Origin of the sequence: Flavobacterium sp. 103 (assembly GCF_003096795.1) — a bacterium.
Classification (GTDB): domain Bacteria; phylum Bacteroidota; class Bacteroidia; order Flavobacteriales; family Flavobacteriaceae; genus Flavobacterium.
This window is the reverse complement of the sequence record NZ_QENX01000001.1, coordinates 1,834,304-1,847,201: the sequence shown is the minus strand read 5'-3', so window position 1 is coordinate 1,847,201 and position 12,898 is coordinate 1,834,304. Positions and strand designations below refer to the sequence as shown.

The 12,898-nt window shown below is 34.1% G+C and carries 12 protein-coding genes; 8 read left to right on the top strand and 4 right to left on the bottom strand.

Features of this window, described 5'->3' with window-relative positions; all coding sequences use genetic code 11:
* The first annotated feature begins 22 nt into the window (after window positions 1–22).
* The 5 genes from C8C85_RS07460 to C8C85_RS07440 all read left to right on the top strand — a co-directional run bounded on the left by C8C85_RS07460 (window position 23) and on the right by C8C85_RS07440 (window position 6,528).
* Window positions 23–985 (top strand): type IX secretion system membrane protein PorP/SprF, encoded by a 963-nt coding sequence (locus C8C85_RS07460; RefSeq protein WP_116798424.1) that lies wholly within the window; start codon window positions 23–25, stop codon window positions 983–985.
* Between the two features lie 288 nt (window positions 986–1,273).
* Entirely contained in the window at window positions 1,274–2,461 is a 1,188-nt protein-coding gene (locus C8C85_RS07455) for a phosphoglycerate kinase (protein WP_116796507.1), read from the top strand.
* A 472-nt stretch (window positions 2,462–2,933) separates the two neighbouring features.
* On the top strand, window positions 2,934–4,988 hold the full coding sequence (locus tag C8C85_RS07450; RefSeq protein ID WP_116796506.1) for a LysM peptidoglycan-binding domain-containing protein: 2,055 nt from the start codon (window positions 2,934–2,936) through the stop codon (window positions 4,986–4,988).
* A 45-nt stretch (window positions 4,989–5,033) separates the two neighbouring features.
* The gene (locus tag C8C85_RS07445) at window positions 5,034–6,005 is read left to right on the top strand and encodes a DUF4837 family protein (protein ID WP_116796505.1); all 972 of its coding nucleotides are present in this window, start codon (window positions 5,034–5,036) and stop codon (window positions 6,003–6,005) included.
* A 76-nt stretch (window positions 6,006–6,081) separates the two neighbouring features.
* A complete protein-coding gene (locus tag C8C85_RS07440; protein WP_116798423.1) occupies window positions 6,082–6,528 on the top strand; it encodes a GNAT family N-acetyltransferase in 447 nt (148 codons plus the stop codon).
* 104 nt (window positions 6,529–6,632) lie between these two features.
* Here C8C85_RS07440 and C8C85_RS07435 read toward each other — a convergent pair whose 3' ends face one another.
* The 3 genes from C8C85_RS07435 to C8C85_RS07425 form a co-directional block, all read right to left on the bottom strand.
* Window positions 6,633–8,270, bottom strand: coding sequence for a S41 family peptidase (locus C8C85_RS07435; RefSeq protein ID WP_116798422.1), 1,638 nt, complete (start codon window positions 8,268–8,270; stop codon window positions 6,633–6,635).
* A 2-nt stretch (window positions 8,271–8,272) separates the two neighbouring features.
* A complete protein-coding gene (locus C8C85_RS07430; protein ID WP_116796504.1) occupies window positions 8,273–9,100 on the bottom strand; it encodes a DUF4349 domain-containing protein in 828 nt (275 codons plus the stop codon).
* Between the two features lie 89 nt (window positions 9,101–9,189).
* Window positions 9,190–9,570, bottom strand: coding sequence for a ribonuclease P protein component (locus C8C85_RS07425; protein ID WP_116796503.1), 381 nt, complete (start codon window positions 9,568–9,570; stop codon window positions 9,190–9,192).
* Window positions 9,571–9,814: 244 nt separating this feature from the next.
* Here C8C85_RS07425 and C8C85_RS07420 point away from each other — a divergent pair, with 244 nt between their 5' ends.
* The 3 genes from C8C85_RS07420 to C8C85_RS07410 all read left to right on the top strand — a co-directional run bounded on the left by C8C85_RS07420 (window position 9,815) and on the right by C8C85_RS07410 (window position 12,355).
* Window positions 9,815–10,549 carry a lysophospholipid acyltransferase family protein gene (locus C8C85_RS07420; protein ID WP_116796502.1) on the top strand — a complete coding sequence of 245 codons (735 nt, stop codon included), beginning with the start codon at window positions 9,815–9,817 and terminating at the stop codon, window positions 10,547–10,549.
* Window positions 10,550–10,562: 13 nt separating this feature from the next.
* Window positions 10,563–11,549, top strand: coding sequence for an acyl-ACP desaturase (locus C8C85_RS07415; protein ID WP_116796501.1), 987 nt, complete (start codon window positions 10,563–10,565; stop codon window positions 11,547–11,549).
* A 152-nt stretch (window positions 11,550–11,701) separates the two neighbouring features.
* Window positions 11,702–12,355, top strand: a complete 654-nt coding sequence (locus C8C85_RS07410; protein ID WP_116796500.1) for an HD domain-containing protein — start codon at window positions 11,702–11,704, stop codon at window positions 12,353–12,355.
* A gap of 95 nt (window positions 12,356–12,450) precedes the next feature.
* Here the strand turns inward: C8C85_RS07410 and C8C85_RS07405 are convergent, their stop codons facing one another.
* A complete protein-coding gene (locus C8C85_RS07405; RefSeq protein WP_116796499.1) occupies window positions 12,451–12,846 on the bottom strand; it encodes a hypothetical protein in 396 nt (131 codons plus the stop codon).
* Between the last annotated feature and the right edge of the window lie 52 nt (window positions 12,847–12,898).

The window sequence follows — 12,898 nt, the reverse complement described above, 5'->3', positions numbered from 1 at the left end:
GTTATCCAAAATGAAAAATAAAATGAAAAAGATCTTAATTAGCATTTTCCTCTTGACTGTAACAGCCAGTTACAGTCAAGAGCTTAATGTTCCTGTAGCGACACAATATTTGGCCGATAATCCTTATGTGATTTCACCCAGTTATGCTGGTATTGGAGATAACTTTAGAATCAACCTTAATGGATATCAGCAATGGGTTGGGGTACAGGATGCGCCTCGAAGTCAGGCTCTTTATGCCGATTTTAGGGTATTGGACCAATCCGGTGTGGGTTTGAGTTTGTATAATGATTCCAATGGAAACACAAAACAGGCAGGGGGGAAACTTACCTTTGCACACCACATTATTTTGGATTATTATTCCAAACAATACCTTTCGTTTGGGCTTTCGTATATTTATAATTCGTTTCGTATAGATCTTCCAGATTTAGGTAATATTCCTCCCGATGCCGGAATTACGGATAATCGTTCTACTACCAATAATAACTTTGAGGTAGGATTGTTATATCGTAATAAAAATTTCTACGTAAGTGGTACTGCAACTAATATTTTGCAAAAAAACATTGATTTTACCACCACTAAACTTGAGCCAAATTTGCTAGCCAACTATCAATTGTATTCCGGTTATGTGTTTGACATAGGAAATAATGCAGAATTGGAACCGTCCGCCTATTATCAATTATTTCAAAGTGATGGTCGTTCTAATACGGATTTAAATATTAAGTATAGAAAGTTTAATAGATACGAAGATTACTATTGGGTTGGAGCCACTTATCGTTTTTTGAATGACCAAATTGGTCAACCACTTGGGGTAGGTCCTATGGTTGGTTTTACAAAAGGATATATATCAATGGGCTATTCTTATCAAATTACACTAGATAATAATTTGGCGGCTCATAATTCCGGAACCCATTCCTTAACAATAGGGTTTAGATTCTTGCAAGGCGTTAGTAACTGTCCTTGTACCCAAAGTCCGGTACACGATTAGATATCGATTTTCTTAAATATAAAAAGCACAAATTGGTTCTGGTTTCTCAGAAATAATTTGTGCTTTTTTTTGTTGTATTTCCAATGGATCTGAAGCGTATATTTTTATCATTAGGCCACCATTGATTAATGCATATTAATTTTACAAAGTTCATAATGGTTTGTGGTTATTTTGTATTTACATCGATTTCGTTAGTAAATTCATAATTTTTTTAGAATTTTCAAATTTAATACTTATTTAAAAGTTATATCTTTGTTATTCTTTCAAAAACAACTAAAAAAAAGAACCATGAAGACTTTGAATAACTTTGATTTCAATAATAAAAAGGCAATAATAAGAGTAGATTTTAACGTTCCCTTGGACGAAAATTTTAATGTAACTGATGCCAATCGTATTGAAGCTGCAAAACCTACTATAGATGCTATTTTAGCGCAAGGCGGAAGTGTAATTTTAATGTCACACCTTGGAAGACCAAAAGGTGTTCAAGACAAATATTCGTTAAGACATATCCTAAAAACTACTTCAGAAATATTAGGAGTATCCGTTCAATTTGCTGCCAATTGTGTTGGTCCAGTAGCGCAAGAAGCTGCCAATAATTTGAAACCGGGACAAGTATTGTTATTAGAAAATTTACGTTTTCATGACGAAGAGGAGGCTGGTGATGTTGCTTTCGCTAAAGAATTGGCTTCACTTGGAGACATTTATGTAAATGACGCTTTTGGTACAGCACACAGAGCACACGCTTCAACAACTATTATCGCTCAGTTTTTTCCAACAAGTAAATGTTTTGGACTATTATTAGCCAAAGAAATTGAAAGTTTAAACAAGGTTTTGAAAAACAGTGAAAAACCGGTTACTGCTGTTCTTGGAGGTTCGAAAGTATCTTCAAAAATTACAGTTATCGAAAATATTCTTGACAAAGTTGATCACATGATTATTGGTGGTGGAATGACATTTACATTCGTAAAAGCACTGGGTGGTAAAATTGGAGATTCTATTTGTGAAGATGATAAACAAGAATTGGCACTTGAAATTTTAAGATTGGCCAAAGAGAAAGGAGTTCAAATTCACATTCCGGTTGATGTTGTTGCTGCCAATGACTTTTCGAATACAGCCGATACGCAAATTGTGGATGTAAGAGAAATTCCTGACGGATGGCAAGGTCTTGACGCAGGGCCAAAGTCACTAGAGAACTTTGAAAAAGTGATTATGGAATCTAAAACTATTCTTTGGAATGGTCCATTAGGTGTTTTTGAAATGGAAACATTTGCTAAAGGAACAATTGCACTAGGAAATTATATTGCTGCTGCTACTGCAAATGGTGCTTTCTCCCTTGTTGGTGGTGGTGATTCTGTGGCAGCCGTAAAACAATTCGGTTTTGAAGATAAAATGAGTTATGTTTCTACAGGTGGTGGCGCAATGTTAGAAATGTTAGAAGGCAGAACATTACCTGGAATTGCTGCAATATTGGACTAAAGTCTTGATATTGGCATTAATGCTTATCCCTTGAATTTTTAAATTGTTAGTTATACTTTTTTGAAAATCAATTTAACCTTTAGTCGCTTTATTTGTGACTAAAGGTTTTTGTTTTTTTTATAATACACTAAAATACAATAGTTTGCGTTATGTTAACAAGTGATAGTGTCTATTGTAACTGCATTAAAGGCTCCATTTTTTTAATTAACATATTTTGCAATTGTATTTAATTAAAAAATATGTTTAAAGTTTTTGATTTGGGTTATTTTTTAAGGAGAAGTCTTTGTCGCTTTTTAAGTTACTATTTCTAATTTTTTTGAAATTATTTGCTTACAAAATTTAAAAAAATAAGTTAAATGTCGAATATTTTTGTATTTTTAACATTATTTATGGTTTGAATTAGAAAATACATTCTAAGTTTGCAGGAATTGATTTGTAATCGTTTGAATAATAGCGAATTGAAATTACAGTTATGACAATAAAAAATACCACCCTTTCCTTTTTTCTTTTGCTTTCTTTTGCAGCATTCTCACAGAATTCTGCGGGGAAAACAGAAATAGTTAGCTATGAAAAACCTGTTTCATATTTAGATTCCATCAAAAATTCTTTTGTTAAATACGATCGTACTGTCAAAACTGATAGTTTGTGGATGAATCAAATAGGTAGTACCTTAGATATTTATAATGATTTGGAAACGGAAATCAATACCGTAAACATTGATAAAGATATTGATAAAGAGTTGCCTACTGAATTATTGAAAGAGCGTTTGGCAGCAATGGATGCTAAGTCTCCCTTTAACATCGAATACAATCAGGGGTTGGAAAATTTAATAAAGTCCTTCCTTAAAAACAGACGAAAAGCTTTTGCCAATCAAATGGCGGTTGCCCAATATTATTTCCCTCTTTTTGAAGAGGCATTAGCCAAACAAAATGTTCCTTTAGAAATTAAATATTTAGCTGTTGTGGAATCGGCTTTAAATCCAAAAGCAGTTTCAAGAGTGGGAGCAACTGGTTTGTGGCAGTTCATGTATCAAACCGGAAAACAATACAACTTGAGTATAGATTCTTATGTAGATGAACGTTCCGATCCTTTGAAATCTTCAGAAGCTGCAGCTCAGTATATGACTAATATGTACGCCATTTTTAACGATTGGGATTTGGTTTTGGCTTCTTATAACTCAGGACCCGGAAATGTAACCAAAGCCATTCGCCGTTCAGGTGGACAGCAAAATTTCTGGAATATTAAAGACAAGTTGCCAAAAGAAACCCAAGGCTATGTTCCTGCTTTTCTTGCCACAATGTACATCTACGAATACCACAAAGAACACGGCATTGTTCCCAAAAAAGCTTTAGTTAGACATTTTGCTACCGATACCGTAATGGTTAAAAAAGAAATGTCATTCGCTCAAATCTCCAATTTATTAGATATTCCAGTTGAGCAACTTCAAGCACTAAATCCTTCATACAAACGAAATGTGATTCCAAATTATGAGGGGAAAAGCCATTATTTGACTTTACCTTCAAGCAAAGTGGCTGTTTTTACTTCCAATGAAGATAAAATTTATGCATATGTTCAATATGAAATGGACAAAAGAGAGAAGATTAATGAGGGCAGAAAGTCTAATTTTATCAAAGATTCTACAGCTACTCTGTTAGCATCCAGTACCAAAATTAGATATTATAAAGTGAAGCGCGGCGATAATCTTGGTGATATTGCAAAAAGGAATGATGTTGCAGTGTCCGATTTGAAGAAATGGAATCACCTCAAAGGTAATTCTGTTGCCACAGGTAAATCATTGAAAATAATTATCGAAAAAGATTCGGATTCAAGCAGTGTTCAATTGGCCTTAAATAATGTTAAAAATAAAGCTTTAATAGTAAAAGATAATACCAGTATTGCAAGCAAGGAAAACAAAGCAACTGTTGATAAAACAGATACGCTTGTTGCCAATGCAACGAATTTCTATATCGTTCAAAAAGGAGATAACTTAAACACTATTGCCAAAAAATACAACACTACAGTGGCAGAGATAAAAGAATGGAATCACCTTACTTCTCAAAATATTAAGCTAGGTGCTTCATTACAAGTTGGTAATCTAGCCGCACCTGTAGCGAATGAAACTGCTGTTGCCGTAGTTGCAGCACCAGAACTTAAAGATATTCAATACGAAGTGCAAAAAGGTGATAACCTTGGAAGTATCGCTAAGAAGTTTGGAGCTTCTTTAGCCGATTTGAAGCAATGGAATAACCTGCATTCAAATAACATAGTTGTAGGTAATTCATTGGTAGTGGCTAAAAATGAAATTGCGATTAACACTAACAATGCTACAGTGGATTCTTTTAAGAAAAAAGACATTGCGACTGCTTCATCTAAAAATGACGATAGTAATTATCTGGTTCAAAAGGGAGATTCTTTGTTTAGCATTTCTAAAAAATATCCTGGAGTTACAGTATCCGATTTGAAAAAATGGAACAATATTACAGGGGATGATTTAAAACCAGGAATGGGATTGAAAATAAAAGGATAATTAAATAAACTGCAGTATATTTGAAGTCTATTCAGACTTTTCAAAATGAATAAAACTGCCATCTTGTTTTTATTTGCTATCGGGATCCTTTTTTCTTGCTCTAAGAAAAAAGAAAATAGTTCCAGACACTCTACCGGCAAAATTAATGCTATTTCAATTGTTATTGATAATCAATTGTGGAATGGTGTCGTTGGAGACACTATCAGGAATAAATTTGCAAGTCCTGTAGAAGGTTTACCAAAAGAGGAGCCTATTTTTGACATCAATCAATATCCAGCTAATGTAATGGAGGGTTTTGTAACCAAAAGCAGAACGATTATTGTTATAAAAATGGGATCTGAGAATCATTTTGAAGTACTAAAAAACCAATATGCCACTCCTCAAAGTGTATTTCATATTACCGGAAAATCAGTTGCTGAACTTCTGGAATTAATTGAAAGGAACACTCCAGATATAATCCAGAGTATCAAAAAAGGTGAAATAGCTGCTCATTGGGAATTGTTAAAAGATTCTGTGGTGATTCCCAAAACACTCCAAAATCAATTTCAGCTTGATCTTAAGGTTCCAAAAAGCTATTCTTTCAGTATTAAAAATAAAAATTTCGTTTGGCTAAAAAGAGAATTTTCCAGTGGATGTTCCAGTATTCTGGTTACCCAGTTTCCTAGTGGCAACTTTAATCTGGAGGGCAATATTTTGAACCAGATTGTGAAAATTCATGATTCTATTGGAGCTGCCTATATTAAGGGTGAAGAACCTTCCTCAAACATGTATATTGACACATCCTATCCACTTTATCTTTTAGAAATTGCTTTGGATGGGAAAATGGCCTATGAAACCCGTGGGACATGGCGATTGAAAGATAGTTTTATGTTCGGCCCTTTTGTAAGTTATCTAATCGTAGATCCCAAAAAGAACAGAATTACATATCTCGTAGGATTTTGTTATGTTCCCTCGAAAGACAGACGTGATTTTATGCATGAATTAGAAACGATTTTAAAAGAGGTAAGGATAAATTGATTTTGTTTTGAATACTAATCGTTTTCAGTTTTATATTTGTAAACTTAAAAAAGAGAAAATAATAAAGATTCCAAGAATGACTATAGAATGGAAAATAAAGCCTTTTGAGGCATTATCAGTAAACGAATTGTATGACATACTACAATTGCGAAGCAGGATCTTTGTGGTGGAGCAAAACTGCGTCTATCTTGATCTTGATGGTAAGGATAAAGTCGCTTTGCATCTTTTTGGAATTTTTGACGGTAAAATTGTGGCACACGCCCGACTTTTTAAATCAGGAATTTCTTTTGTTAATGCATCTATTGGAAGGGTAACGGTTGATCCCGATTATAGAGACAGAAAATGGGGGCAGGAATTGATGAAAGAAGCAATTGCGGGTATTTTGGAATACTTTGGCGAAAGCCAAATTACAATTGGAGCCCAATTATATCTTAAAAAATTCTATGAAAGCCTTGGTTTTGTTCAATCCAGCGAAATGTATCTGGAGGATGATATTCCGCATATTGAAATGGTGAGAGAGTAATTTGGGTTGCTCTTAGTAGTTTTATAAATAGTAAAGTGGGTTGTTTTTGGACTTTTATGACCAAAAACAACCCGTTTTTATTTCATCTTCAGATGGTTTTCATATCAAATTTTCAAAATCGAATTATACTCAGTTGTAGTGTTTAAAATGTTGACCGCTTTCTTGATTTCAGGATTGTTTTTGATGTAATAATCATAAAGACCTTCTTGATATTGATAACGTTTGATGATTTCGTCCAGCAATAAACCTTTAATTTCTTTTTGGTTTTTATCCAATAATGCATTTTCCGATTTCTGAAGCGCTGTAAGCAATTGCTGATACTCTACACCAATTGATTCATCCAGTTTTTCTTTTTTGGCAGTTTCCAAAGTGTTTTTTAAAGCCACTTCAGTTTCGGTGTCAAAAGTTATCTTTTTGCTTTTTAGGAATTGTTTAAAATCGGCGTAATCGGCATCTGTGATTACTGGGATTTTTGTTCCTAAATTGGGATTTTTATAATAATAGTAAGTGGCATAATTAAAAATACCATCGTTTTTTAAGAGGGCACTTGCAATTGGGCTGGTCTTGGTTTCTTCCATTTCGATGTCTGGTAAAATTCCACCACCATCATAAACGGTTCGTCCTTTTCTGGTTTTAAAGGCATTGTAGTTTTTGGCATCGGTTCTGATTGCTACGCCGTTTTTGTCTTTATGTGCATAATCCAATGCTTGTATGCATCTTCCCGAAGGTGTATAGTAACGAGAGATTGTTACTTTAAGCTGTGTCCCATAAGTTAATTCTACAGGTCTTTGAACCAGACCTTTTCCGAAACTGCGACTTCCCAAAACTACCGCACGATCTAAATCCTGCAAAGCTCCCGAAACAATTTCGGAGGCGGAAGCACTTCGTCCGTTAACTAAAATCACCAAAGGTATCGTTGTGTCTATAGGGTCTTTCGATGTTTTGTAGGTGTTGTTGTGCTTCTCTATTTTAGATTTAGTCGTTACAATAATTTCATTTTTTGCAACAAAAAGATTACAGATATTTACTGCTTCGTTCAATAATCCACCAGGATTTCCTCTTAAATCCAATACAATTCTTTCGGCACCTTCTTTTTTTAGTTGTTCCAATGCTTCTTTGGTTTCAGTAGAGGCTTTTCTGTTGAAGTGATCCAATACAATATAACCGGTTTTATCATCAATTTTAGCAAAATAAGGAACTGATTTGATTTCGACTTCGTCCAATACAATTACAGTCGAATTGGTTTTGCCTTGGCGAATGTATTTGATGTCGATTTTGGTGTTTTTGGATCCTTTTAGTAATTGGGAAGCATCGTCTTTGAAGTCGGCCAAAGGGGTGTCGCCAATTTGTATGATTTCATCACCAGCTTTGAGTCCCGCTTTATCGGCAGGGAAATTTTTATATGGCTCCTTTATGATTAGTTTGTCATCTTTTCGGGTTATTAACGCCCCAATTCCGGTGTATTCACCCGTATTGTTAATTTTAAATTTGAGCACTTCCTGTTCGTTAAAATAAACGGTGTACGGATCAAGTGAGCTCAGCATTCCTTTGATGGCGTTGTTCATCAATTCTGCCGGAGTGGTCTCATCGACATAGTTTTTGTTCAATTCTTTGAATAGCGTCGTGAAAATTTCCAATTGTTTGGCAATCTCAAAATAGTCGTCTTTGAAACTTACACCAACAAATAAAAAGGCGGAAGCAACAACAGGAATAATGATTTTTTTTTGAAAAAAGGTACGCATGATTATATGTTTTTTTTCTTGAAACGTTTTCTTATAAAATAAAATAGGACTGTTACTATAATAATAAATGGCCAAACTTCTAATAATCCCAAAAAGAAGCTTGAAATACCATAAAATCCAGATTTAAAGGCATTCCATACTTTGGCTCCGTAGGAAATTGTAACGCCACTTTCTTCTGCAATTGTTTTATAAAACTCTATTGTAATGGTACTCAAAGAGACTTGGTTTTGCATGTATCTTAATTGACCTTCTTTGGCTTCAATTTCTTCTCGAATAGCTGAAAGTTGAGCTTCAATAGCTAACATTTCAGACATTTTTGTTGCTTTTGCCAAAAGTTCAAGATACCTGTTTTCCAATTTTTTTTTGGCTTTCAATCTGGCATCAATGTCGATGTATTGTTCTGTTACATCTTGCGAACTAATCTCTTTATTGTCAAAATAAGCAACCCCGGTCGAAATTTCTTTTATGAAAGAATCAAAATTTTCACTTGGGATGCGAACAGTTATTCTTCTGTAAATTGAAGCATATTCTTTTCCTTCACTATCATTTTGTATGAAGGCTTTCCCTTTTTTTACAGCAATTTTTATTTGTTCATAAGTGGCTTCTAAATTGTCGGTTTCAAACTTAAGATTACCATTCCTGATTATTTTTTGCTCAATGATTTTGCCTTCAGTTTTAGGAGATTCAGAATTTGTTTCTGCTTCCTCCATCATTTTTGTTGCAGGTAATCTCACCGCTTGGATAGACATTTCTTCGGATGCAACTGCTTCCGCTTTTTTACAACTTAATACTGCGAAAAATAGAAGGGCAATTATTAATTTTGATCTCATGGGGCTGTAATTTATTTTAAAAATACAAAATTAATTTAGATTACAACTAAGCATTGATGTGGCTATTTAAATGAAAATGGATGAGACGGCTATTCTTCTTTCTTTATTTGCAACAAGAATTTCTCAAACAGTTGTATGGTTTTGGTATTGATTTCCTCATAGGACAAGCGGTCTTTGCTTTGGTAAAAAAACATAAAAGAGTAAGGTTGTTCCAGATTATCTATTAGTAAATGTTTATTTAGTCTATAAGTCTCGCGCAGTACTCTTTTGAAATAATTACGGTCAACTGCTTTTTTGAAATACTTTTTGGAAACGGAAACCCCTATTTTTATTTTTTCGCCTTCGCCAAAAGTTCCCGTGTTGTAAACCAATCGCAAAGGATATTTTGATACCGATTTGCCTTCGGTGAACAATAATCCAATGGCTATTTTGCTTTTGAGTTTTTCGTTTTTGGGATAGGTGAAGTTCATTTTAATTAGATATGCTGAATTATAATAGAGGCAAAGGTACAATTAATGCGCAGTCATACAACAGACCGTTTTTGATGCCGTAGGATTTACAATTGGGACAAAAGTTTCTTTTTTATTTTGATAAATTATGATTAAAATTTTGTAAATTCATGTTTTACAAACAATTAGATGGGGTTTGATTAATTGCCGGAGTTATAAATAGACCTAAAAATATATTTCTTACTTTTGTGGCAAATTTAATAGTATGCAAAAGTTAATTTCGTATCCCTTATCTTTTATTGTTTTAGTACTAGTTCTGTTGACTTTGGTTGTATTTCACCCCATTCAATGGATTTGTTTACACGTATTTGGATATCAAGCGCATAAAAAAAGTGTTGATTATCTAAATTTTATTTTGCTGAAAATCGTTATTATTTTAGGAACGACTTTTAGTTTTGAAAATAGAGAAAGTATACCAAAAGGAGTGCCGGTCATTTTTGTTGCGAACCATCAGAGTCTGTATGATATTATTGCAATGATATGGTTTTTGAGAAGATCTCATCCAAAATTTGTCAGTAAAAAAGAATTAGCCAAAGGAATTCCAAGTGTTTCTTATAATTTAAGACATGGTGGATCGGTAGTTATAGATAGAAAAGATCCAAAACAAGCCATACCTGCTATCAAAAAAATGGCAGATTATATAGAAAAGCATAAGCGTTCAGCGGTGATTTTTCCGGAAGGAACGCGCAGTCGGAACGGAATACCAAAAGAATTTGCACAGACTGGTTTGAAGATTTTATGCAAGAATGCACCATCGGCTTATATAGTTCCCATCAGTATCAATAATTCGTGGAAACTCTTAAAATACGGAACTTTTCCATATGGTTTAGGAAATCATATTACCTTTGTAGTGCATGAAGCATTTGCCGTGAAGGATTTTGAGTTTAAGGATATCATGCAAAAGACTGAATCAGCAGTCGTAAACGGAATAAAAATTTAATAATTTATAAATAATGTCTATAAAAAACATTCGTCTAGAAGTAATGCAATTTCTAGAAAACAAGGTAGAAGGATTTATGGAACAGTATCTGATTCCTGTAGAAAATATTTGGCAGCCTTCTGATTTTTTACCTAATTCTGAAAGTGATAATTTTTTGGAAGAAGTAAAAGAACTTAGAGAAATCTCCAAAGATTTACCTTATGATTTTTGGGTAGCTATGGTAGGAGATATGATTACCGAAGAAGCTTTGCCAACTTACGAAAATTGGTTGATGGAAGTGGAGGGTGTTGATAATCTGGAGAGAAACGGTTGGGCTCAATGGGTTCGTCAATGGACAGGAGAAGAGAATCGTCACGGAGATTTGCTGAATAAATACTTGTATTTGTCAGGTCGTGTGAATATGCGCGAAATCGAAATGACAACACAACATTTGATCAATGATGGTTTTGATATCGGAACGGGTAGAGATCCATATAAGAACTTTGTGTACACGAGTTTCCAAGAGTTAGCTACTTATGTTTCCCATAACAGAGTTTCGCAATTGGCTAAAAGTTATGGAGATAAGAAATTATCAAAAATGTGTAAAATGATTGCTGGTGACGAAATGCGCCATCATCATGCCTATAGCCATTTTGTTACTGAAATTTTCAAAGTGGATCCAAGCGAAATGATGCTTGCTTTCCAATACATGATGAAACAAAAAATAGTGATGCCAGCTCATTTCCTGAGAGAATCAGGAAACAAAATTAGTTCTGCTTTCGAACATTTTTCAGATTCAGCGCAACGTATTGGGGTTTATACTGCAAACGATTATGTGGAAATCATGCAAAAACTAATTGACAAATGGGAAATTGATAAAATAGGTGGTTTAACGGATGAAGCCGAGAAAGCCCGTGATTACTTGATGAAGTTGCCGGCTAGAATGGCAAGAATCTCTGAAAGATTAATTATTCCTAGTGAGTCATTCCAATTCAAATGGGTAGAACCGGCGAGACTGTAATTTAAGATTTAAGATTACGGAATTAAGATTTTTTAAAATTGACATTGACATTGATATTGCAATTGATATTGATTTTTGACATTGAAATTAACATTGCTGATTTTTGAGGTTTAGACTTTGAAAATCAGCTTTTTTATAAAAACAAACAGCAAATGAGCAATCTGGATTTGATAAATAGAACCATTCTTTTTGTAAAAGAACAATTAGCCAATGCCGAAGGTGGTCACGATTGGTTCCATATTCAAAGGGTGTATAAGAATGCATTATTAATTGCGAGAGGAGAAAACTGTGACGAAACTGTTGTTAAACTCGGTGCTTTGCTACACGATATAGCCGACAGTAAATTTCACGCTGGTGACGAAACAGTGGGGCCAAAAGTGGCTCGTGAGTTTTTGGAAAGCGAAGGTGTTTCCGAAAGCATTATTTCTCATGTTATCCAAATTATTGACAATATCTCTTTTAAAGGCGGAAAAACTGAAAAAAGATTCTCTTCTATTGAATTGGATATCGTTCAGGATGCCGACCGATTGGACGCAATAGGTGCCATTGGGATTGCCAGAGCGTTTAATTATGGAGGATTCAAGAATAGAACAATGTATGATCCTCAAATCGCGCCAAATTTGCACATGAGCAAAGAAGAATACAAAAACAGTCAAGCTCCTACAATCAACCACTTTTATGAAAAATTGTTATTGTTGAAAGATAAAATGAATACCGAAACAGGTAAACAAATAGCTGAACAAAGACATCACTATATGCAGGGATTTTTGGGGCAGTTTTATGCCGAATGGGACGGGGAGTTATAGATTTAAGGTTTTAGATTAGCGATTGCTGATTTTTGATTTTGAATTAATATTCCAACCAAATCTGAAATCATAAATCAGTACTCAAAAATCTGAAATCAAAGTCCTCTCTCTTTCATTTCCAGAATCACATCTGATGCATTCTTAAAAGTAGGTGCTTGTTCAATAATACTTCCCACACGTTTTTTATTCAGTTTGAAGGTAATATCATTTTCGGTGGTGAACAAAAGTGCCGTCAAGAACGGATTGTTCATGTATGGAGCCAAAACAATATAAGCTTCGTCAAGCGTGTGAAAACTTTCTATTTCCTCCGTTTTGTATCGCGCAGTAACCGAAAGACTAAAAACTCCATCATTCAAAACTGGACGCACATAAATATTTTTCAAATCAGTGTCGCCTATGGTTTTGGCCAAAGTCAATTTGGCATAAGTTTTATTGGCGATACTTTCTTTTACTTTTTCCCAAAACTCGGCAAATACAGGTTGAAAAGACATAGATTTTATTTTTAAGTATTATGGAAAGGCAAAATTAAGTTTTTGAAACCAA